This window comes from Variovorax sp. Soil_C_12 (genome assembly GCF_057657375.1).
Map to the genome: position 1 here is coordinate 274,973 of NZ_JBDGIO010000004.1, position 22,290 is coordinate 297,262.

A 22,290-nucleotide genomic window follows, 5' to 3' on the forward strand; every position below is an offset into this window, starting at 1 on the left:
GTGCGCGTGCCCCCATCCCAACCTTCCCCCGGAGGGGGAAGGAGCAAGGCAGGTCAGTTGCGTAATGGCTTGCCCGTCGAAAGCATCCCCATGATCCGCTCCTGCGTCTTGGGATGAAGAATCAGCGAGCAGAAGGCCTTGCGCTCCAGCGCCATGAGGTACTCCTCGCTCACCAGGCTGCCGGCATCGACGTCGCCGCCGGTGACCACGTTCGCGATCAGTCCGGCGATGTGGAAATCGTGCGCGCTGATGAAGCCGCCGTCGCGCATGTTGACCAGCTGCCCCTTGATCGTGGCCGCGCCGCTGCGCCCGGCGACCTTGAACAGCCGCCGCATCGGCGCGCGCCAGCCGGCGTCCGCCATCGCCTTGGCCTGCTGCAGCGCGACGTACAGCAGCTCGTCCTTGTTGGGCACGATCACGTCGCTGTCCAGCAGGTAGCCCAGCTTCTTCGATTCCAGCGCGCTGGTGCCGACCTTGGCCATGGCCGCGGCGGTGAAGCCCTCGGTCAGGAAGGGCAGCAGGTCGCTGCCGGTCGAAGCCGCGGCGTTCTCGGCCGCACGGCGCGCGATGTAGGTCAGGCCGCCGGCACCGGGCACCAGGCCCACGCCGACCTCGACCAGGCCGATGTAGCTTTCCATCGCCGCGACGCGCTTCGCCGAATAAATGGCCAGCTCGCAGCCGCCGCCCAGCGCCATGCCGCGCACGGCCGACACCACCGGCACGCCGGCGTAGCGGATCTTGAGCATCACCTTCTGCAGCTCTTCCTCCGCCCCCTCGACCGCGCCGATGCCCGCGACCACGAAGGCCGGCAGCATGGCCTGGAGGTCGGCGCCGACCGAGAACATCTCGTCGGGCGACCAGATCACCATCGCCTTGTACTCGCGCTCGGCCAGCTCGACGCCGGCCGCCAGCGCATCGGCCACGTCGGGGCTGATGGCATGCATCTTCGAATGGATGCTGGCGATCAGCACCTCACCGTCCAGCGTCCAGAGACGCACGTCGCCCTCGTCCTGGATCGTGGTTCCCGCCTGATTCGCGTCGGCCGCGTTGCTGCCGAGCACACTCTCGGGGAAGAGCTGGCGCTCATGCACCGGCAGGCGGCGCTGCGGGACGAATCGGTTCTGCGAGGCGCTCCACGAGCCCTCGGGCGTGTGCACGCCGCCGGCCTCGGCCACCGGGCCTTCGAACACCCACTTCGGCAGCGGCGCCTTCGACAGCGCCTCGCCGGCATCGATGTCTTCCTGGATCCACTTCGCGACCTGCGCCCAGCCCGCTTCCTGCCAGAGCTCGAAGGGGCCCTGCTTCATGCCGAAGCCCCAGCGCATCGCGAAGTCGACGTCGCGGGCGCTCTCGGCGATGGTCGCCAGGTGCACGGCCGCGTAGTGGAAGCTGTCGCGCAGGATGGCCCAGAGGAAGCGGCCTTGCGTGCCCTCGCTCTCGCGCAGCAGCTTCAGTCGCTGGGCTGCCGGCTTCTTGAGCATGCGGCCGTAGACCTCGTCGGCCTTCTCGCCCGAGGGCACATAGTCACCCTTGGCCAAGTCGAAGCGCAGGATGTCCCTGCCGGCCTTCTTGAAGAAACCGGCTTTGGTCTTCTGCCCCAGGTTGCCCAGCTCCAGCAGCCTGGCGAGCACCGGCGGCGTCGCGAAGTTGGCGTAGAAGGGATCGGTCTCTGCGCTCAGGTTGTCCTGCAGCGTCTTCACCACATGGGCCAGGGTGTCCAGCCCCACCACGTCGGCGGTGCGGAAGGTGCCCGAACTCGCGCGGCCCAGCTTCTTGCCGGTGAGGTCGTCCACCACGTCGGGCGTGAGGCCGAACTTCTCCACCTCCTTCAGGGTCGCCAGCATGCCGGCAATACCGACACGGTTGGCGATGAAGTTGGGCGTGTCGTGCGCGCGCACGACGCCCTTGCCGAGCGTGCTCGTGACGAAAGCCTCGAGCTGGTCCAGCACCTGCGGCTCGGTGGTCGGCGTATCGATCAGCTCGACCAGGAACATGTAGCGCGGCGGATTGAAGAAGTGGATGCCGCAGAAGCGCGGCTTGAGCGCCTCGGGCAGCGCCTCGCTGAGCTTGGTGATCGACAGGCCCGAGGTGTTCGAGGCCAGGATCGCGTGCTTGGCCACATGCGGCGCTATCTTCTTGTAGAGATCGAGCTTCCAGTCCATGCGCTCGGCGATGGCTTCGATCACCAGGTCGCATTCGCCGAGCTTTGCGAGGTCGTCCTCGTAGTTGGCCTGCTCGATCAGCTCGGCGTCGGCGGCATCGCCCAGCGGCGCGGGCTTGAGCTTCTTGAGGTTATCGATCGCGCGCGTGACGATGCCGTTCTTCGGCCCTTCCTTCGCGGCGAGATCGAACAGCACCACCGGCACGCGGACATTGACGAGATGGGCCGCGATCTGCGCGCCCATCACGCCGGCGCCGAGCACGGCGACCTTCTTCACTTGAAATCTGGACATGGAATTTCCAACAAATAGATGTCTTACTGGACGCGGACCCAGGTCTGCGTGCGGCCGATGCCCAGCACCGAGCCGCGCACTTCCAGCTTCTTGCCGCCGTCGATGGGCGTGAGGCGCAGCGTGTAGCTCTTGCCGTTCTCGGGGTCGAGGATCTTTCCGTCTTCCCAGACTTCCTTGCCCTCGGCCTTCTTCGCGCCGCGGATGATCTCCAGGCCGACCAGCGGCTTGCCCTTGCGGTCGTCGGTGCATTCGTCGCACACCGCGTCCTGCTTCGCGTCCTTGCGCAGCAGCTTCTCGATGCGGCCGCTGAGCACGCCGCCCGAGTCGCTGATGCGGATCTGCGACTTGGCCTCGCTGGTCTTGTCGTCGATGCTCTGCCAGACGCCGACCGGCGTCATCTGCGCGAGCGCCGAGCCGGCCCACACCAGGGCGATTGCAGCAAGTAGGCGCTTCATGGCGTTCAGGCCAGGGCCGCGTCGGTGTTCATGAGCGGCGCGGCGCCGGCGCGCGCGGTGCGCATCAGCGTCGCGGTCTCGGGGAAGAGCTTGGCGAAGTAGAAACGCGCCGTCTGCAGCTTGGCCTGGTAGAACGGGTCGGTGTTGCCGGCCGCGATCGCGGCGAGCGCCACGCGCGCCTGCAGCGCGAATAGGTAGCCGAACACGAAGTGGCCCGCCACGCGCAGGTAGTCCACCGCCGCGGCACCGACTTCGTCGGGGTTCTGGAAGCCGCGGAAGCCCAGCTCGGTGGTGAACTTGGTGAGCTGTTCGCCCAGCACGGCGATGGGCGTGATGAACTCGCTCATCTTCTCGTTCACGCCCTCTTCCTCCACCAGCTTGGCCACCAGCTTGCCGAACTTCTTGAGCGTGGCGCCGTTGTTGCCCAGCACCTTGCGGCCCAGCAGGTCGAGCGACTGGATGGTGTTGGTGCCCTCGTAGATCATGTTGATGCGGTTGTCCCGCACGAACTGCTCCATGCCCCATTCCTTGATGAAGCCGTGGCCGCCGAAGACCTGCATGCAGGCGTTGGTCGAGATGTGGCCGTTGTCGGTGATGAAGGCCTTCACGATCGGCGTGAGCAGCGCGACCAGCTCGCCCGAATCCTTGCGCACCTTCTCGTCGGGATGGTGGTGCTCCTTGTCCAGGAGCAGCGTGCAGAAGATCTGCAGCGCTCGGCCGCCTTCGGCATAGGCCTTGGCCGTCATCAGCATCTTGCGCACGTCGGGGTGCACGATGATCGGGTCGGCGTCCTTGTCCTTGGCCTTCACGCCCGACAGCGAGCGCATCTGCACGCGGTCCTTGGCGTAGGCCAGCGCGTTCTGGAAGGCCACCTCGGTCAGGCCCAGCGACTGGTTGCCCACGCCCAGGCGCGCCGCGTTCATCATCACGAACATCGCGGCCAGGCCCTTGTTGGGCTCGCCCACCAGCGTGCCGCTGGCGGCTTCGAGCACGATCTGCGCGGTGGCATTGCCGTGGATGCCCATCTTGTGCTCCAGGCCGCCGCAGTAGATGCCGTTGCGGCTGCCGAGCGAGCCGTCGGGCTTGACGTTGAACTTGGGCACCACGAACAGGCTGATGCCTTTGCTGCCCTTGGGCGCGTCCGGCAGGCGGGCCAGCACCAGGTGGATGATGTTGTCGGCCATGTCGTGCTCGCCGGCCGAGATGAAGATCTTGTTGCCGGTGAGCTTGTAGCTGCCGTCGGGCTGCGGCTCTGCCTTGGTGCGCAAGAGGCCCAGGTCGGTGCCGCAGTGCGGCTCGGTCAGGCACATGGTGCCGGTCCATTCGCCGCTGGTGAGCTTGGGCAGGTAGGTCTTCTTCTGCTCGTCGGTGCCGTGCGCGACCAGCGCTTCGTAGGCGCCGTGCGAGAGGCCCGGGTACATGGTCCAGGCCTGGTTGGCCGAGTTGAGCATCTCGTAGATGCACTGGTTCACCACGAAGGGCAGGCCCTGGCCGCCGTACTGCGGGTCGCAGGACAGCGCCGCCCAGCCGCCCTCGACGTACTTGGCATAGGCCTCCTTGAAGCCCTTGGGGGTCTTCACCTCGTGCGTGGTCTTGTCGAGCACGCAGCCCTCCTCGTCGCCCGAGATGTTGAGCGGGAAAGTCACCTCGGCGGCGAACTTGCCGCCCTCTTCCAGCACCGCGTTGATGGTGTCGGCGTCGACCTCGGCGTGCTTGGGCAGGGCCTTGAATTCGTCGGTGACCTTGAGCACTTCGTGCATCACGAACTGCATGTCGCGAAGGGGCGGGGTGTAGGCGGGCATGGAAAGGTCTCCGGAAAAAATGAAGAGAGAAAAGGAAGTCGTGTTCAGCGCACCGGCTTGAGCCGGCGCGTCGCCGCTGCGGCGGGACCGGAAGCGGCCAGCGCCTCCGGCGTGGCGCAGCGCGCGAGGATGTTGTCGAAGCCGGCGTTGGCGCGGGCCAGCGAATCGGGCGAGCGCAGGAAGCGCGCCTCGTAGTGCAGCGCCAGGATCAGCGCGTGGATCTCGAAGGAGATCTGCTTGGCATCGGCCTCGGCGCGCACCTGCCCTTCCTCCTGCGCCTGCAGCACGGCGCGCAGCATCGCGGCCAGCCAGATGTTCACCGACTCGGCCAGCGCATCGCGCACCGGCCCCGGCCGGTCGTCGAACTCGACCGCGCCGCTGATGTAGATGCAGCCCGAGTCGATCTCGGCCGAGGTGCGCTTCATCCAGTTGGCGAACAGCGCGCGCAGCCGCGGCAGGCCGCGCGGCGCCTGCAGGGCCGGGTAGAACACCTCCTGCTCGAAGCGCGCGTGGTACTCGCGCACCACCGAGATCTGCAGTTCCTCGCGCGAGCCGAAATGGGCGAACACGCCCGACTTGCTCATGCCCGTGACCTCGGCCAGCGCGCCGATGGACAGGCCCTCGAGCCCGATCTGGGCGGCGAGGTTCAGCGCGGCATCGATGATGACGGCCTTGGTCTGCTGGCCTTTCTGGGGCGCACGGGTGGCCTTGCGAGGCGCGGCGGCGGGCATGGTGTGGGGCGATGGAATAAAACGAACGGTCGTTCTATTTTGCAGGCCTTTTACTTTCCCCTCGATGAAAGCCCGACAGCGCAGGAAGGTTATCGACCGCGCGCGGCAGCATTCGCGCACGCGGGCACGCGACCGGAGGCGCCCCGGTTGCCGGACGGTGCGCGCGTTCCAGACTCAGGCCAGCCGGCCCAGGCCGCTGACCGGCGCTTCGCGGTGATCGGCCTGCACACCGGCCGGCGCATGCACCTCCAGCCACGACACCCGGTACAGCAGCCCCAGCACCATCACCGCCCCGAAGAACTGGGAGGACTGCAGCACGTTCCACCGCGTCGCGGCGAGCAGGTTGGTCGCGCCCACGAAGGACTCGCTGGACAGCACGAACGCGATCCACAGGAAGGGCACGGTCCACGCGCCCCACGGGTGCCGCCGCAGCGCGGCGGGAAAGAGCACGGCGAAGACCGGCAACAGCATGCCGTAGTGGTGGTCCCACGCGATCGGCGATGCCAGCGTCAGGCTCAGCATGACCAGCGACAGATCCACCGCGCTCGGGCGCTTGCCCAGCTTCCAGAGCAGCACCACGCCGAGGATCAGGGCCGAAGACACCGTGGTTACCGCATGGACGATCGGATGGAAAGGCGGGAAGTCGGTGCCGGACCAGACGAGCCCGGCCCCCTGCAGGTTCACGCCGTTGGCGAGCAGCCGGTGCATCAGGCCGTTGAGGGACTGGTTGATGAAGTAGCTCTCCCCGTGCTTGCTCAGAAAGGACACGACGGGCAGGTAGTCGAAGAAGTTGCGAGGCCCGTAGACCGCGATCGCCAGCAGGGCGCAGGCACCGGTGACCCAGGTCGCGGTCCAGGCGAACTTCCATTGCCGCCGCAGCAGCGCCCAGAGGATGACGATGACCCACTGCGGCTTGATGATGCAGCACAGGGCCATCGCCAGGCCGGAGAGCCGGGGCTGGTCGCGCTGCCAGGCCAGCAGCGCGAGGCCGGCGGCCAGCGTCATGGCCGTCTGGATCTGGCCGTGGTATTCGGAGCGCAGGATCGGATAGAAGAGCGCCACGGTCAGCAGGCTCAGCGCAGTCATCACGCCGGCGGAGACCGGCGGAAACTGCAGCGCCTCGCGGCCGGACAAGTCCTGCACCGCGCCCATGAAGAGCTTGAAGAACACGACTCCGATGGCGACGAGGCTGAGCCGGGACAGGATCTTGAAGATGGCGACCACGGTGTCCGGCGCCAGGCCGAAGAGCCACTGCGGCAGGTCCAGCGGCAGCAGCGCCGTGAGCGGGTACTGGAACTTCACGTGCTGGACGAAGAAGACCGAGGGGTACAGCGGCTGGTTCGGACGCTCCCGCAGGAAGGCCGAGGCGCGCAGCATCGGCATCCACGAGTCGTCGCCGTGGTGGAAGGACAGCACGAATTTCAGGTAGCCCAGCGAGCTCTCGCGCGGCTCGCCGACAGCGAGCGCGACGATGGCGCTCGCCACCAGGCCACTCAGCAGGAAGACCAGCCACAGCCGCCACGCGGCGCTCAGCCGTTGCGCCTGCGCCGAGCGCCGCGGCAAGCCGGGGATTCCCGGCTGATGGCGCCACAGCGCAAACAGGAGCAGCGTGGAGAGAACGGTCGCGACCGCGACCAGGATCAGGATCCTCATGTCGGTGCCGAGGGGAAAAAGCTAGTGCGCCATCCAGAGCGCGAGGGCGCCGAGGCCGACCGCCAGGCGGCTGACCCAGTCCCGCGCGGCGAAGACCACCGGGTCGTCGTGCAGCGCGCCGCGCACGGCCTTGAGCCAGATGCGCATGGTCCAGAACAGGAACAGGGGGATCAGCGCCCACAGGTATTCGGGATCGCTGTAGCGCGCGAGCATCTGCCGGTCCTGCAGGTAGAGGCTCAGCAGCAGCGCCGACATCTGCCCGGCCGCGACGCCCGTGCACAGCACGAAGGTCGCATCGCCGGGGACGTAGCCCCGATCGCGCTTGAGCTGGCCGGCGTCGCCGCCGGCGGCACCGGCCGCAGTGAGCTCCACGTAGCGCTTGGCCAGCGCCAGGCTCAGGAAGATGAAGAGGGAGAAGGAGAGGATCCAGAAGGAGAGCGGCTGCCCCGTCGCCTGGGTGCCGGCCGCCACGCGGATGGTGTAGAGCGCGGCCAGCGCAAACACGTCCACCACCGCGCGCCGCTTGAGGAACACCGAGTAGGCGGTGGTCAGCGCCGCATAGACCAGCAGCACGCCCACGAAGGATGCGGGCAGCAGCGCGGCCGACAGGGTCAGCGACGCGATGGCCAGCGTGACCGACATCGCGAGCCCGGCGCTGGGCGAGATGTCGCCGGCGGCGAAAGGCCGTTGTCGCTTGCGGTGGTGGCGGCGATCCGACTCGAGGTCCAGCAGGTCGTTGAGCACGTAGATGCCCGAGGCCATCAGGCCGAAGGCCAGGAAGGCGAGCGTCGCATCGACCACCAGCGCCTGCGTCAGGTCGTGCAGCACCGGCATCAGCGGCAGGAAGACCAGCAGGTTCTTCAGCCACTGGTGCGCGCGCAGGCCGTAGAGATAGCGGCCGAGGCCGACGCGCTTCGGCTTGATCACAGCCTCCACCTCGGTCAGGCCGGCCGCGCGGCGCGCCAGGGCGCCGGAGCGGCTGACCACCACGGCCGCCTCTGCGCCTTGCCAGACCTCGAGGTCGGCCGAATGGTCGCCGGCGTAGCTGAAGGCCTTGCCGCCGGTATCGGCCAGGATGGCGGCCAGCTTGTTCGCGCCCTTGACGTTGCGCTCGCCGTCGGAGGCCAGCACGGCATCGAAGAGGCCCAGGTGCTCGGCCACCCGCCGCGCCACCTTGCCGTCGCTGGCCGTGGCCAGGATGGTGCGACGGCCCGCTTCGCGGGCACGGCGCACGAAATCCAGCACCTCGGGCCGGTACGGCAGGGTGCTCACGTCGAGGCTCGTGCGCTGCGCCACCTCGCGCTTGAAGGCGGCGCGCCCCCGCAGCAGCCAGAGCGGCAACTGCAGCAGCACGCCCGGCGAGACGCGCACCAGCTTGAGCAGCGACTCGTGCAGCGAATCGGTCGCGATCAGCGTGCCGTCGAGGTCGACGTAGAGCGGAAGGGGAGGCGCCATCTCAGCTCCTCGCCAGCACGACGACGCCGACCAGGATGATGGCGATGCCCAGCACTCGCGGGCCGGTCAAGGCCTCGCCGAAGAGCTGCCAGGCCAGCAGCGCGGCGATCACATAGCCCATGGACAGCATGGGGTAGGCGAGCGTGACGTCCACCCGCGTGAGCGCCAGGACCCAGAGCCCCGCGCTCACGAAATAGCAAAACAGGCCGACGAGGATCCAGGGCTGCGTCGCGGCGTTCCAGCCGGCCGCGAAGAGCGATGCGCCGCTGCCGAACGCCACCGTCCCGAGCGACTTGGCGCCGGCCTTGAGCATCAGCTGCGCTGCCGAATTCAGCAGCACGCCGGCGAAGATGATCGAGAACGTGGGGAAGGTCATTTGAAACTTGAGGTCTTTTTAGTTACCGCAAGTATCATGCCTTCGTATTACAACTTTCCACTTCATCGCCGAAGGGAAATCGACGAAATAGTTGACGTTCGGGCCGCAAGAAACGCTCAGGCCGGCACGAAAGTCCGGCCGAGCCCCTGAAACATCCGCGTGAAATCGCAGCTTTCCTGTGCCAGTGTCACGATCGAGGCGATCAGGCTGCTGCGGTGCTCGCCCTTGTGCATGGCGACGTAGCTCATCGGCGGCAAGGCGGGCGTCACGTCGATCAGGGTCAGGAGGCCGGCCGCGAGCAGGGGCGACAGGCAGCGGTGCGGCAGGTAGCTGACGCCGATGCCGGAGATCACCAGCCCCAGCATCGCCACCAGGTTGCTCACCACGATGGCGTCCGCCGGCTCGGCGCCTTGCGCCTTCATCCAGGCGTCGTACACGCGGCCGGTGCCGGACTGGGGGCCTTGCACCAGCATGCGGTGCTGCGCGATCTCGTGCAGCCGCAAGGGCGCGTCGGAGCGGACCAGGCCAGGCTTGCACAACCAGGCATGCTCCACCTGCCCCACGCGGACGCTGGGAATGCGCGAGTCCGAGAAGGCATCGGGCACGAAGACCAGGTCCAGCTCGTCGGCCAGCACCCGGTCGCGCAACTGCGGACTGCCGTCGACGGTGGGCTCGATGATGACCTTGGGATAGGCCCGCTGGATCGCGGCGACCAGGCTCGGCAACCAGGTCATCGCCGTCAGTTCGGTGATGCCGATGCGCACGCGCCGCTCGATCACCTCCGCCTTGCTGAACTGCTCGACCGCCGCGTCCCGCTGCGCGAGCAGCTTGCCGGCCAGCACGAACATCTCCTCGCCCTTCTCGGTCAGGCGCGCGCTGCGCTGGCTGCGGTCGAAGAGCTCGGTGTCGAACAGCTGCTCCAGTTCATGCACCCGCTTGGACACCGCGGACTGGGAGGTGTGCAGCTTGTGCGCGGCCTGCGAGAAGCCGCCGAGCTGGGCGATCCAGTACAGCGCCTCGAGCTGCTTGAAGGTCATCATGGCGGCTTCAGATTACTTTTGGGAATCAAAAAAGATATAAAAAAATCGCTTTTGGAAATTCTAGGCGGCTTCCAGAATTCCCGCTATCGCGTCGCCCGACGCATTCACAACCAGGAATCCGCAGTGGCGCCTCCCACCTCCGCCTTCGACATCCATCCCGCGCCGCCGGTGGCCAGCAGCCAGCTGCGCGATGCCTTCCGCGACGTGGTCACGCCTCACATCAGCGACAACCTGCAGCGCCTCTCGGGCCTCACCGGGCTGCGCCGCTTCCATCGCAGCCGCAAGCTGGTGGGCACCGCGTACACGGTGAAGGCGCGGCCGGGCGACAACCTGCTGATCTACAAGGCGTTGGAAGACATGCAGCCCGGCCATGTGCTGGTGGTGGACGGCGCGGGCGACCCCACCAATGCGCTGGTGGGCGAACTGATCATGCTGTATGCCATCCAGCGCGGCTGTGCCGGCTTCGTGCTCGACGCCGCCATCCGCGACACCGCCGCCTTCTTCGACGCCGACTTTCCCTGCTACGCCCGCAGCGTGAGCCACCGGGGCCCGTACAAGCTGGGGCCGGGTGCGATCAACGGCCCCGTCACCGTGGGCAGCCAGGTGGTCCAGCCGGGCGACCTGGTCGTGGGCGACGAGGACGGCGTGGTGAGCTTCCCGCCGGCCGATGCCGAGCGCCTGCTCGCCGCGGTGCGCCAGACGCAGACGAACGAGAACGCCATCAAGGCCGAGATCGCCACCGGCCGGCCGGAGCAGGCCTGGCTGCGCAAAGTCCTTTCATCGCACGGCCTCTGAGCCCTTCCCCACCGTGAACACCCTGCTTTCCTCGCGCCTCGGCGCCGTCAAGCCCTCCCCCAGCATCGCGGCCAAGGCGCGCGTCGACGCGCTGCGCGCCGCCGGCCGCGGGATCGTCGACTTCACCCTCGGCGAGCCGGACTTCCCCACCCCCGCGCACATCGTCGAAGGCGCCGTCGCGGCCCTGGCGCAGGGCCACACCCGCTACACCGGCTCGGCGGGCACGCCCGCCCTGCGCGAGGCCATCGCCGCCAAGCTGGCGCGCGAGAACGCGCTCGCGTACCGCCCCGAGGAGATCATGGTGGGCGTCGGCGCGAAGAACCTGATCTTCAACGCGCTCGCCGCCACGCTGAACGAAGGCGCCGAAGTGGTGGTCCCCGCGCCCTACTGGGTCTCCTACCCCGACATGGTGCTGCTCAACGGCGGCACGCCGGTGATCGCCGAAGCCGATGCCGCCACCGGCTTCAAGCTCACGGCCGACGCGTTGCAGAAGGCGATCACGCCGCGTACGCGCTGGCTGATCCTCAACACGCCGAACAACCCGAGCGGCGCGGTCTACACGCGACAGGAGCTGGAAGCCCTCTGCGCCGTGCTGCGCATGCACCCGCAGGTGTGGTTGATGACGGACGAGATCTACGAGCACTTCGTCTACGGCGAGGCGCGGCATTTCTCGCCGCTGAACGTCGCGCCCGACCTGGCCGTGCGCTCGCTGCTGGTGAACGGCGTGTCCAAGGCCTACGCGATGACCGGCTGGCGCGTGGGCTATGCCGCGGGGCCTGTGGCGCTGGTCAAGGCCCTCACCCTGCTCGCCTCCCAGACCACCACCTGCGCCAGCGCCATGAGCCAGGCCGCCGCGGCGGTCGCGCTGAACGGGCCGCAGGACTGCGTGGCCGAGGCGCGCCGCCTGTTCGAGACGCGCCGCGACCGCATGACGGAACTGCTGGACCGCATCCCTGGCATTCGCTGCACCGCGCCGGACGGCGCCTTCTACGTCTTCCCGAGCGTCGCCGGGCTGCTGGGGCGCAAGACGCCGGAGGGCCGCGTGCTCGCCAACGATCTGGACGTCACGCTGTTCCTGCTCGACCACGCCGGCGTCGCCGCCATCGACGGCAGTTCCTACGGCATGCCGGCGCACCTGCGCCTGTCCTTCGCGACCTCCATCGACCAGATCGAGGCCGGCTGCGCGGCGATCCGCGACGCCGTCGCCCTGCTGGCCTGAGCGGCCCCTTCCATTTCCACCTTTCACGAAAGACGTCCATGAAATTCAAGCGCTCCCTCCTCCCCGCGCTGGCCCTGGTCTCGCTGTGCTCCGCGGCCCTGGCCCAGAACGACACGCTCGCCAAGATCAAGGAGAGCGGCATCATCACCATCGGCGCGCGCGACACCCAGCTGCCCTTCTCCTACAAACCCACCGGCTCCGGCGACCCGATCGGCTTCACCAACGAGATCTGCATGAAGATCGTCGACGCGGTGAAGGCCAAGCTGGCCCTGGGCAGCTTGCAGGTGCGCTACACCATCCTCACCTCGACCAACCGCATTCCGCTGCTGCAGAACGGCACCGTCGACCTGGACTGCGCCACCACCACCAACACCACCGCGCGCCAGCAGCAGGTGGGCTTCGCGCCCAGCCACTTCGTCACCAACATCACCGCGGCGGTGAAGAAGAACTCCGGCATCAACTCGCTGGCCGATTTGAAGGGCAAGACCGTGGCCACCGTGACCGGCAGCACCGCCATCCAGCTGCTGCGCGGCTATCGCAAGACCGAGAACATCGACGTGCAGGAGATCTCGGGCAAGGACACGGCCGACGCCTTCCTGCTGCTGGCCAGCGACCGCGCCGTGGCCTATATCCTCGACGACGTGCAGCTCGCGGGCCTGATCGCCAGCTCGACCGCGCCCGGCGACTACAAGATCCTGAAGGAGTCGCTGCGCCAGGAGCCCTACGGCATCATGTACCGCAAGGACGACGCGCAGTTCAAGGAGCTGGTGGACCAGACCGTTGCGGGGCTGATGAAGTCGGGCGCCGTCGACGCGCTCTATGCGAAGTGGTTCACCAAGCCGATTCCGCCGAATGGCGTGAACCTCAGCTTCCCGATGACGGAGCCAGTGCGCGAGGTCTACAAGAACCCGAACAACAAGGGCGTCTGAGTTCCCGCCCCGGCCGCGCTGCGGCTATTCGTAGCGCTTGCCGAGCGCCATGAGCTCGGGCGTACCGATCACCTCGTTGAGGCCGTCGAAGTCGAGCATCCGGTCGCGCCAGGGCTGCGTGGTCCGATGCTGGTGCAGGCTCCCGTAGTAGCCCTGCAGCGTATGCACCACCGCGCGCGCCGTGCCGCCCGGGAAGATCGCGATGCGGAAGCCGTGCGCCTGCAGCGCATCCGCATCCTGCACCGGCGTCTTGCCGCCCTCGACCATGTTGGCCAGCAAGGGCACACGGTCCGCAAAGCGCTTGCAGGCCACGGCCATCTGCTCGGGCGAGCGCAGCGCCTCGATGAAGAGCGCGTCCACGCCGCAGGCCAGGTAGGCCTCGGCCCGGTCGAGCGCGGCCTCCAGGCCTTCGACGGCAAGCGCATCGGTGCGCGCGAGGATCAGCGTGTCGGCTGAAGCCCTCGCATCGAGCGCGGCCTTGAGCTTGCCTTCCATCTCGCGCACGGGCACCACCGTCTTGCCGTCCAGGTGGCCGCAGCGCTTGGGAAAGCCCTGGTCCTCCAGCTGGATCATCGCGGCGCCCGCGCGCTCGAAGCCGCGCACCGTGCGCTGGGTGTTGAGCGCGTTGCCGAAGCCGGTGTCGGCATCCACGATCACCGGCAGCGCGACGCGCTCGCAAATGCGGGCCAGCGTGTCGGCCACCTCGGTGAAAGTGGTGAGGCCGACGTCGGAGCGGCCCAGCCGCGTGTAGGCGATCGAGGCGCCCGAGAGGTACAGCGCCTCGAAGCCGGCCTGTTCGGCGACCAGCGCGCTCAGTGCGTCGTAGACGCCGGGCGCGAGCACGATGTCGCGCGAGGCCAGCCGTGTCTTGAGGGAAATGTCATTCGCCATGGTCGTTCCTTCCTGTGTCGAGGAGCGCCGCCGCCGTGCGCGCCGCGATGGCGCCGCCGGCGACCGCGCTCAGGAGCCCGTTGCCCGAGAGATAGCCCCAGACCGCATCGCCCGAGACGCCCCCGGCCGCGCCGCCCGCGGCCAGCAGGTTGGGCATGGCGCTGCCATCCGCGCGCAGCACCCGCATGTCGGGCGCGACGTCGAGACCGCCCTGGGTGTGGAACAGCGCGCCCGTGACCTTGACCGCGAAGTACGGCGCAGCAAGAGCGCGCTGGAACACGCGGCCGTCCGGCGGCGGATCGATACGGTGCAAGGCGTCGAGCGTGGCCTGCAGCGCCGCCGCATCGCAGCCGATGCACGCGGCCAACTGCGCCACGGTGTCGCAGCGGCGCAAGGCACCGGCCGCCTCGGCCTCGCGGAAATCGGGGAACTCGCGCGCCAGCGCCAGCAGCGGCGCATCGAACACGTTCCAGGCGACGCCGCCCGGCTGGGCCAGCACCTTCACCGCGGCCTCGGAATAGCCCTGGGTCTCGTCGTGGAAGCGCCGGCCCTCGCGGTTGAGCTGCACGCCGCCTTCCATCATCACGGCCCAGGACATCAGCGCGCCCTGCGGCGTGACCCAGGAACCGTGGCCCTGGTAGCCGCCCAGGTCGCGCAGCCGCGCGCCCAGCGCCCGGCCCCAGAGGATGGCGCTGCCGTCGTTGCCCACATGCCCGCCGAAGGTGGCCTCGGCCATCTCGGGCAGCAGCTCGCGCACCATCGCCGTGTTGCCGCCGAAGCCGTTGCAGGCGAGCAGCAGGGCCTCGCAGGCGATGCGCTCTTCGCGGCCGTCGGGCCGGCGGAGGCCGATGCCGATCACGCGGTCGGCGTCGTCGAGCCACAGCGTTTCGGCCAGCGCCTGCGTCAGCACCGGAATGCCGGCCGCTTCCGTCGCCGCCTGCAAGGCCGCCATCAGCGCGGCGCCGGTCTTCTGCGGCAGGCTGTGCATGCGATGCACGCCGTGGCCCGGGTACAGAAAGCCGTCGAGCAGCGTCCACTGCAGCCCGTGGCGCGCCTGCAGCGCATCGAGCGCCGGGCCGATGGCCTCGGTGTAGGCCCGCACCAGCGCTGGTGCCGCGCGGCCGTGGGCCTTGGCCTGGATGTCGGCGGCGAAGCGCTCGGGGCTGTCTTCGACGCCGCGCTCGCGCTGCACGCGCGTGCCGGGCGCGGGAATGAAGCCGGATGACAGCGCCGTCGAGCCGCTCGGCTGTTCATCGCGCTCCAGCACCACGCAGTCGACGCCGGCGTCGTGCAGCATCAGCGCCGCCGTGAGCCCGCAGGCCCCCGCCCCGACGATCGCGACGGGGGCCTGCGCCTCGGCGTCGATCCGCGCCGCGCGCTGCACGCGGCGCAGCGGCGCCTCCGATTCTTGCGTCATGCGAGCCGCTGCACGAAGCCCGCGCAGTCCATCACCTCGGCCACGTTGCGCATGTCGGCCAGCGAGGTCTGGTGCCGTTCCTCGCCGAAGGCCGCGCACCCGTCGGCGAGCACCAGCGTGCGGTAGTCGCGCATATGGGCATCGCGCACCGTGCTGGCGACGCCGCCGTTGGTGACGATGCCGCACACGGCCACCGTCTCGATGCCCGCGCGGCGCAGCAACCAGTCGAGTTGGGTGTTGAAGAACGCCGAGTACGCGACCTTGCAGACCGTGACGTCGACCAGGCCGGCGAGCGCGTCGACGTTGGCCTGCCCCCAGCTGCCGGGTGCGAAGTCGCCCTTGCGCAGGAAGGGCCGCAGGGCCTTGAGGTGCGGCGAGATCATGGGCTCGCCGTCCGCGCCGGGCCACAGCGTGAACTGGCTCGCGGCGACCATGCCACCGCCGGCCTTGAGCGAACGCGCCACGGCGGCCGCGCGTGCCGGCAGCGGGGCCGCCGCCGGGTTGCTGTCGCCGCCGCGCGCATAGGCGCCTTTGGGGTCCATGAAGTCGTTCTGCAGATCGATGACGACCAGCGCGGTCTTCGCGGCCGCGATGCGGGCATCCCCGCTCATGCGAGCCTCACCAGCAGGTTGCCGAAGGCATCGACCTCGGCCTGGAAGCCGGGCTCGAGCCACACGGTGGTGTCGGCCTGCTCGAGGATCGCCGGCCCTTCGATGCGCGTGCCCACCGGCAACGCCAGCCGCGCGAAGCGCACCGCCTCGTGCCAGTGCCCCTGGTGGAACACGCGCTGCGTGCCCAGCGGCGCCACGCTGCCCTCCCCTTCCGGCGCAAGCACGGCCAGGTCGAACTTGGGTCGCACGCCGATGCGCGCATAGCGCAGGTTCATCACGCGAATGCCGATGCCCTTCAGCACGCGCCCGAAGGCGACGGCATAGGCAGCCTCGAAGGCACCGCGGATGCCCTCGCGCGTCAGCGCTTCGGCGCCGGGCAGCGGCACGGGCAGCGTGTGGGTCTGGCCGGCGTAGAGCATGTCGAGAGCGACAACCTCGCGCACCTGCTCGAAACGCACGCCGGCCGAGTCGAGGCGCTGCTGGCACCCCTCGGCCAGCTCGGCGACCCGCTGCCGCAGGGCCTCGACGTCGAGATCGTCCAGCGGGCGGTTGAGGGTCTGCACCGCGTCGTGCCGCATGTCGGCGATCACGCAGCCCAGCGCCGAGGTCACGCCCGGATAGCGCGGCACGATGCCAATCGCCACGCCGACCTCGCGCATCATCGCGCACACATGCAGCGCGCCGCCGCCACCGAAGGGCATGTAGGCAAAGCGGCGCGGGTCGTGGCCGCGCTCGATCGACACCAGCCGGATCGCACCGGCCATGCGCGCGTTCGCGACCGTGAGGATGGCTTCCGCCGCGGCATGCACCTCCAGCCCCAGCGGCTTCGCCACGTGCATCTCGATCGCCTCGCGTGCCTTGCCGGCATCCAGCGCCGCCAGCAGCCCGCCGCCCAGCGGCCGGTCGGCGGCGATGCGGCCCAGCAGCACATTGGCATCGGTCACGGTGGGCCGCAGGTTGCCGCGGCCGTAGCAGGCCGGCCCCGGCACGCTGCCGGCCGACTCGGGGCCCACCTGCAGCATGCCGCTGGCGTCCACCGAGGCGATGGAGCCGCCGCCGGCGCCGATGGTCTCGATCTGGATCATGGGCGAGCGAATCACCATGCCGAAGTCGATCGCGGTCTGCGCCGCAAGCGCCGCCTCGCCGTTGGCGATCAGCGAGACGTCGAAGGAAGTGCCGCCCATGTCGCCGGTGATCGCGTTCGGGAAGCCCGCGGCGCGCGCGATCTCGGCGCAGGCGATCACGCCGGCTGCCGGCCCCGACAGCGCGGTGCGCACCGGCAGCTCGCCGGCGGTGGCGCGCGACATCACGCCGCCGTTGCTCTGCACCACCAGCAGTTCGCCGCTGAAGCCCTGGCCGCGCAGGTCGGATTCGAGCCGTTCGAGGTAGTTGCCCACCACCGGCTGCAGCGCGGCATTGAGGGTGGCGGTGGAGCAGCGCTCGAACTCGCGGATCTCCGGCAGCACCTCGGCAGCCGAGGTCACATGCGCGTTCGGCCAGAGCGCGCGCACCGCGGCGACCGCGCGCCGCTCGTTCTCGGGATTGGCGTAGGTGTTGATGAAGAAGACGCAGATCGCCTCGCAGCCCTCGGCCAGCAGCGCGCGCGCCTCGTTGCGCACCTGGGCCAGGTCCACCGGCGTGTGGATGCTGCCGTCGGCCAGCACGCGCTCGTCCACCTCGCGCCGCAGCCGGCGCGGCACCACCGGCACGAAGCTGCCGCGCAGGCCCCAGGTCTGCGGCCGGTCGCGGCGGCGCATCTCCAGCACATCGCGAAAGCCGCGCGTGGTGAGGATGCCGGTCTTCGCCACCTTGCGTTCGAGCAAGGCATTGGTGCCGACGGTGGTGCCGTGCACGATGGTCGCGATGGCCGCGGCCGAGTCGGCCACGCCGGCCATGCCATTCATGAAGCCGCGCGCTTCCTCGCCGCGGGTCGAGGGCACCTTGACGATGCGGGCCGTGCCCTTGGCCTCGTCGAGCACGAAGAGGTCGGTGAAGGTGCCGCCCACGTCGACGCCGACCACCAGCGCGCCGCCGGCTTTCTGGTTTTGTGCTGTCATTCGCTTTCTTTCCGGCCGGTGGCTTCGGCGCTCACGTAGCCCATGTCCCGGTCCCATTCGCGCTGCTCGGGGCGGCGCTCGGCCGGGGCGCCCCAGCCGCCGCCGCCCGGCGTCTCCAGGCGCACGCGCTCGCCGCGCGCGAGCCGGATGCCGCGCATCTTCGACACCATGGGCGGTATGTGCCAGGTGCCCTCGTTCTCGTAGCGGAAGACGTTGAGCGCGCCCGGGCCGCCGCCTGCGATGCCCTTGGGCGGCGAGCTGCCGCGCTCGCCGAAGACGAAGACCTCGGCGTCCTTCTCCAGCAGCTCGATCTCGTAGACCGCGCCCAGGCCGCCGCGGTGCTGGCCGTCGCCGCCCGAATCGGCGCGCAGCGACCATTCGGTGAAGCGCACCGGGTACGCGGCCTCCAGGATCTCCAGCGGCGGAATGGTCGCGGTGGAGATCGGCGCATTGCCATGCGACAACCCATCGCCGCCCGAATGGGCCCCGTGGCCGCCGCCGAAGAAGCTGAACATCACCCAGCGCTGGCCCTCGCGCCCCGCGTCGCTGCGGTGGCCCGCGATCGACAGCGCATTGATGGTGCCGTAGGCCTGCGCCACGGCGCGCTTCGGATCGGCCTGCGCGGCGGCGCTGAAGATCACGTCGATCATGCGCAGGATCGTTTCCGTGTAGCCGCCCATCGGGCGCGGCCGCTCGGCGCTGATCACCAGGCGGTCGGGGATCTCGAAGTCCACCGCGTCCAGCACGCCGGCATTGGCCGGCACGTCCGGGAACAGGTGCTTGAGCGCGACGTAGCAGGCTGCCACCGCGGTCGCGCGCGAGATGTTGACCGGCCCCGCGCACTGCGGCGAGCTGCGCGAGAAGTCCAGCCGCAGCCGGTCGCCCGCCACCGTCATGTCGAGTGCGATGGTGAGCGGCTCGGGGGTGATGCCGTCGTTGTCCAGCAGGTCCTCGAAGCTGTAGCGGCCGTCGGGCAGCGAGGCGATGTGCGAGCGCATCAGCTTGAGCGCGCGGCTTCGCAGCTCGCCCATGGCTTGCAGCACCAGGGCATCGCCGTACTCGTCGAGCAGGCCGTGCAGCCGCTTGGCACCCAGGTCGAGTGCGGCCAGCTGGCCGTTGAGGTCGCCCCACAGGCTCTCGGGCAGGCGTGTGTTGGCGCGCAGGATGGCGAGCACGTCGGGGTCGAGCTGGCCTGCGCGCACGATGCGCACCGGCGGGATCTGCACCGCCTCCTGCCAGCACTCGGTGGCGGCCGGGTTGTAGTTGCCGGGCACCGCACCGCCCACGTCGTGCCAGTGCGCAGCCGAGGCCATGTGGCAGTAGAGCTTGCCGTGGCGGAAGAAGGGCCGCACCAGCTTGAAGTCGTTGGCGTGGGTGCCGCCCTCGTAGGCGTCGTTGCTGATCCAGATATCGCCGTCCTGCATGCCGCCGCGCGCCGCGGCCACCTTCGCCGTCGCGCGCACGGCGAAGGCCATGGCGCCGACGAACACCGGCAGGCCCGACTTGCCCTGCACCAGCGTGTCGCCGGACTGCGCGTCGTAGAGGCCGTGGCAGGCGTCGTGCGCCTCGGCAATGATGGGGTTGAAGGCGCTGCGGTAGAGCGTGGCGTCCATCTCGTCGGCCACCTGCTCGAGGCGGCCGCGCAGCACGGCGAGGGTGACGGGGTCGAGGGTGGGGTCGCTCATGTCGAAGCCTTGTCGGGTTGGTCCTTGAAGCGCCGGCGCAGCTGCGCGAGCAGGCCACCGGCACGCACCATCTCCATCAGGAAAGCCGGCACCGGCTCACAGGCGAGCACGCGGCCATCGGCGCTGCGCACGGCCGGTTGGTCGACGTCCAGGGAGACCTGCTCACCCTCCTGCAGCGACTCGGCCTCGGCGCAGGTCAGCAGCAGCAGCCCGAGGTTGAAGGCGTTGCGGAAATACAGGCCGCTGTACGAGGGTGCGATCACGGCCGCCACGCCCAGCTGCACCAGCACCGCCGCGGCCTGCTCGCGCGAGGAGCCGATGCCGAAGTTGGGGCCGGCCACGATCACGTCGCCCGGCCGGACCTCGCGCGCGAACTCCGGGCGCACGGCTTCGAGGCAGTGCTGCGCAATGACGTCGATGCCGTGCTTCATCGCATGGCCGGGGGCGAGCGCATCGGTGTCGATGTCGGCGGGGAGGCGCCAGACGCGATGGATCATGCGAGCACCTCTCGCGGATCGGTCACGCACCCGCGCAGCGCCGACGCGGCCACGGTGTAGGGGGAGCCCAGGTACACCTGCGCATTGGGCGAGCCCATGCGGCCCTTGAAGTTGCGCGCGGTGGTGGAGATCACGGTGACATCGCCGATCGGATCGCCGTAGCCGGAGCAGGCGCCGCAGGCCGTCGGGTACAGCTCGGCGCCGGCGTCCAGCAGGGCCTGCAGCACACCCTCCTCGCGCGCCCGTTCCTGATCGCGCAGGCTGGCGGGCGCCACGATCAGGCGCACGCCGGCGGCCACCTTGTGCCCACGCAGCACCTGCGCGGCGGCGCGCAGGTCGTCGAGCTTGGCTCCGGTGCAGGCACCGATGTAGGCCACGTCGATCGCAGTGCCGGCATCGCGGCTCACGCCGTGTGCATTGGCCGGGCTGTGCGGCGCCGCCACCTGCGGCTCCAGCGCGGCGGCGTCGAAGCGGTGCAGCTCGAAGTCGGCATCGGCATCGGTGAACCAGGGTGCAGTGTCCACCGCCGGCACGCCGGCCTCGGCCAGGAAGGCGGCGGTGGTCGCATCGGGTGCGATCAGCCCGGCCTGCGCGCCCAGCTCGGCGCTCATGTTCGACAGCGTCATGCGCTCCTGCATCGACAGCGCCGTCACCGCCGGCCCGCAGAACTCCACCGCCTGGTAGCGCCCGCCGTTCATGCCGAAGCGGCCGATCATCGACAGCATCATGTCCTTGGCCGTGACGCCGGCCGGCAGGGCGCCGTCCCACCACAGGCGGATGGTCTCGGGCACGCGCAGCCAGATCTGCCCGGTGACGACCACGCCCAGCATCTCGGTGCTGCCCACGCCGAACATGTAGGCACCGAAGGCGCCGCCGGTGGGCGAATGCGAATCGCCGCCCACGCACAGCATGCCGGGCCGGATATGGCCATGCTGCGGCACCACCACGTGGCAGATGCCCTGGCTGTCGTAGACATGGGGCAGCGCCTGGTCGCGTGCCCAGTCGCGCGCGATGCGCACGATGCGGCGCGAGTCCTCGTCGCGCTCGGGCACGTAGTGGTCCATCACCAGCACCACGCGCGACTTGTCCCAGAGCTCGGCGCCCAGCTCCTCGAGCATGGGCTGGAGCCGGCGCGGGCCGGAGGAGTCGTGGAACATCGCGAGGTCCACGCCGCAGCTCACGATCTCGCCGACCGCCACCTGCGCGCGGCCGCAGGCGCGGGCGATCAGCTTCTGCGCCAGCGTCTGCGGCGCACGGGCGGCGGCGGTCATTCCGGCTTCGCTCCGGAGAACTTCACGACCTTGCCCCAGCGCACGATCTCGCTCTGCACGAAGGCCGAGAACTGCTCGGGCGCATTGCCCACGGGGATCGCGCCCTCGGTCTCCAGGCGCCTGCGCATCTCGGGTTGCGCGATGGCCTGCCGGGCGGCGTCGCTGATGCGCTTCGCCAGCTCGGGCGGCAGGCCGCCCGGGCCGAAGAGGCCGAACCAGGCGCTGGACTCGTAGCCGGGCAGCGTCTCGGCGATGGCCTGCACCTCGGGCAGCGAAGGCAGGCGCTTCGCCGTCGTCACGCCCAGCGCCTTGAGCTTGCCGGCCTTGATATGCGCCTGCACGTTGCCCACCGCCGCGAACATCAGCTGCACCTGGCCGGCGAGCACGTCTTGCACGGCCGGCGCGGTGCCGCGGTAGGGGATGTTCACGATGAAGGTGTTCGACTGCATCTTGAAGGCATCGCCCGCCATGTGCAGCGAGGAGCCGATGCCGCCGATCGCGAAATTGAGCTGGCCCGGCTTGGCCTTGGCCAGCGCGATCAGCTCGCGCACGTTGTTGGCCGGCACCGAGGGATGCGCCACCAGCACCGAGGGCGAGGTCGCGACGCAGGTCAGCGCGCTGAAGTCCTTCACCGGGTCGAAGGGGAGCTGGGGGTAGAGCGTGGCGTTGATCGCGTGGCTGGTGAAGCTCATCAGCAGCGTGTTGCCGTCGGGCGCCGCCTTGGCCACCGCCTCGGCCGCGATGTTGCCGCCGGCGCCGGGCCGGTTCTCGACGATCACCGGGCGGTTCAGCACCGGCCCCATGCTGGCGGCCAGGGTGCGCGCCAGCGTGTCGGTGGAACCGCCGGCCGGCGCGCCGACCAGGATGCGTACCGGGGCGCCGCCGATCTGGGCGCGCGCGGCGCCCGCCAGCACGGCGGCGGCGGGCGCGATGAGGAGGTCTCGACGTTTCAT

19 protein-coding genes are annotated in these 22,290 nt (G+C 69.6%); 3 read left to right on the forward strand and 16 right to left on the reverse strand.

Annotated features, from left to right (window positions below; all coding sequences use genetic code 11):
• Nucleotides 1-53: 53 nt before the first annotated feature.
• The 8 genes from AC3A6X_RS13600 to AC3A6X_RS13635 form a co-directional block, all read right to left on the reverse strand.
• Nucleotides 54-2,453, reverse strand: coding sequence for a 3-hydroxyacyl-CoA dehydrogenase/enoyl-CoA hydratase family protein (locus AC3A6X_RS13600; protein ID WP_487842666.1), 2,400 nt, complete (start codon nucleotides 2,451-2,453; stop codon nucleotides 54-56).
• Between the two features lie 23 nt (nucleotides 2,454-2,476).
• Entirely contained in the window at nucleotides 2,477-2,908 is a 432-nt protein-coding gene (locus tag AC3A6X_RS13605; protein WP_487842667.1) for a DUF2147 domain-containing protein, read from the reverse strand.
• A gap of 5 nt (nucleotides 2,909-2,913) precedes the next feature.
• A complete protein-coding gene (locus tag AC3A6X_RS13610) occupies nucleotides 2,914-4,710 on the reverse strand; it encodes an acyl-CoA dehydrogenase C-terminal domain-containing protein (protein WP_487842668.1) in 1,797 nt (598 codons plus the stop codon).
• A 44-nt stretch (nucleotides 4,711-4,754) separates the two neighbouring features.
• Nucleotides 4,755-5,441 (reverse strand): TetR/AcrR family transcriptional regulator, encoded by a 687-nt coding sequence (locus AC3A6X_RS13615; RefSeq protein WP_487842669.1) that lies wholly within the window; start codon nucleotides 5,439-5,441, stop codon nucleotides 4,755-4,757.
• A 174-nt stretch (nucleotides 5,442-5,615) separates the two neighbouring features.
• Entirely contained in the window at nucleotides 5,616-7,094 is a 1,479-nt protein-coding gene (locus AC3A6X_RS13620; protein ID WP_487842670.1) for a glycosyltransferase family 87 protein, read from the reverse strand.
• Nucleotides 7,095-7,115: 21 nt separating this feature from the next.
• The gene (locus AC3A6X_RS13625) at nucleotides 7,116-8,549 is read right to left on the reverse strand and encodes a UbiA family prenyltransferase (protein WP_487842671.1); all 1,434 of its coding nucleotides are present in this window, start codon (nucleotides 8,547-8,549) and stop codon (nucleotides 7,116-7,118) included.
• A 1-nt stretch (nucleotide 8,550) separates the two neighbouring features.
• Nucleotides 8,551-8,925, reverse strand: coding sequence for a DMT family transporter (locus AC3A6X_RS13630; RefSeq protein ID WP_487842672.1), 375 nt, complete (start codon nucleotides 8,923-8,925; stop codon nucleotides 8,551-8,553).
• Between the two features lie 116 nt (nucleotides 8,926-9,041).
• On the reverse strand, nucleotides 9,042-9,962 hold the full coding sequence (locus AC3A6X_RS13635; RefSeq protein ID WP_487842874.1) for a LysR family transcriptional regulator: 921 nt from the start codon (nucleotides 9,960-9,962) through the stop codon (nucleotides 9,042-9,044).
• 126 nt (nucleotides 9,963-10,088) lie between these two features.
• Here AC3A6X_RS13635 and AC3A6X_RS13640 point away from each other — a divergent pair, with 126 nt between their 5' ends.
• Genes AC3A6X_RS13640 through AC3A6X_RS13650 form a run of 3 tightly spaced genes read left to right on the forward strand, consistent with a single transcriptional unit; the run spans nucleotide 10,089 to nucleotide 12,908 of the window.
• Nucleotides 10,089-10,760 carry an RraA family protein gene (locus AC3A6X_RS13640; protein ID WP_487842673.1) on the forward strand — a complete coding sequence of 224 codons (672 nt, stop codon included), beginning with the start codon at nucleotides 10,089-10,091 and terminating at the stop codon, nucleotides 10,758-10,760.
• A gap of 22 nt (nucleotides 10,761-10,782) precedes the next feature.
• Nucleotides 10,783-11,979: a pyridoxal phosphate-dependent aminotransferase gene (locus tag AC3A6X_RS13645; RefSeq protein WP_487842875.1), complete on the forward strand. Its 1,197-nt coding sequence runs from the start codon at nucleotides 10,783-10,785 to the stop codon at nucleotides 11,977-11,979.
• 38 nt (nucleotides 11,980-12,017) lie between these two features.
• On the forward strand, nucleotides 12,018-12,908 hold the full coding sequence (locus AC3A6X_RS13650; RefSeq protein ID WP_487842674.1) for an amino acid ABC transporter substrate-binding protein: 891 nt from the start codon (nucleotides 12,018-12,020) through the stop codon (nucleotides 12,906-12,908).
• Between the two features lie 24 nt (nucleotides 12,909-12,932).
• On the opposite strand, the gene AC3A6X_RS13655 is transcribed toward AC3A6X_RS13650, so the two are convergent.
• The 8 genes from AC3A6X_RS13655 to AC3A6X_RS13690 are packed head-to-tail and all read right to left on the reverse strand — an operon-like array spanning nucleotide 12,933 to nucleotide 22,290.
• On the reverse strand, nucleotides 12,933-13,799 hold the full coding sequence (locus AC3A6X_RS13655; RefSeq protein WP_487842675.1) for an isocitrate lyase/PEP mutase family protein: 867 nt from the start codon (nucleotides 13,797-13,799) through the stop codon (nucleotides 12,933-12,935).
• Nucleotides 13,789-15,216: an FAD-dependent oxidoreductase gene (locus AC3A6X_RS13660; RefSeq protein ID WP_487842676.1), complete on the reverse strand. Its 1,428-nt coding sequence runs from the start codon at nucleotides 15,214-15,216 to the stop codon at nucleotides 13,789-13,791. The genes AC3A6X_RS13655 and AC3A6X_RS13660 overlap by 11 nt, the downstream gene beginning before the upstream one ends.
• Nucleotides 15,213-15,827, reverse strand: coding sequence for a cysteine hydrolase family protein (locus AC3A6X_RS13665; RefSeq protein ID WP_487842677.1), 615 nt, complete (start codon nucleotides 15,825-15,827; stop codon nucleotides 15,213-15,215). Before AC3A6X_RS13665 ends, AC3A6X_RS13660 begins: the two co-directional genes overlap by 4 nt.
• Nucleotides 15,824-17,884: a hydantoinase/oxoprolinase family protein gene (locus tag AC3A6X_RS13670; RefSeq protein WP_487842678.1), complete on the reverse strand. Its 2,061-nt coding sequence runs from the start codon at nucleotides 17,882-17,884 to the stop codon at nucleotides 15,824-15,826. Before AC3A6X_RS13670 ends, AC3A6X_RS13665 begins: the two co-directional genes overlap by 4 nt.
• On the reverse strand, nucleotides 17,881-19,569 hold the full coding sequence (locus AC3A6X_RS13675; protein WP_487842679.1) for a hydantoinase B/oxoprolinase family protein: 1,689 nt from the start codon (nucleotides 19,567-19,569) through the stop codon (nucleotides 17,881-17,883). Before AC3A6X_RS13675 ends, AC3A6X_RS13670 begins: the two co-directional genes overlap by 4 nt.
• Nucleotides 19,566-20,066 (reverse strand): LeuD/DmdB family oxidoreductase small subunit, encoded by a 501-nt coding sequence (locus tag AC3A6X_RS13680; protein WP_487842680.1) that lies wholly within the window; start codon nucleotides 20,064-20,066, stop codon nucleotides 19,566-19,568. The genes AC3A6X_RS13675 and AC3A6X_RS13680 overlap by 4 nt, the downstream gene beginning before the upstream one ends.
• Complete coding sequence (locus tag AC3A6X_RS13685) at nucleotides 20,063-21,337, reverse strand: 3-isopropylmalate dehydratase large subunit (protein WP_487842681.1); 1,275 nt, start codon at nucleotides 21,335-21,337, stop codon at nucleotides 20,063-20,065. Before AC3A6X_RS13685 ends, AC3A6X_RS13680 begins: the two co-directional genes overlap by 4 nt.
• Nucleotides 21,334-22,290: a tripartite tricarboxylate transporter substrate binding protein gene (locus AC3A6X_RS13690; protein ID WP_487842682.1), complete on the reverse strand. Its 957-nt coding sequence runs from the start codon at nucleotides 22,288-22,290 to the stop codon at nucleotides 21,334-21,336. The genes AC3A6X_RS13685 and AC3A6X_RS13690 overlap by 4 nt, the downstream gene beginning before the upstream one ends.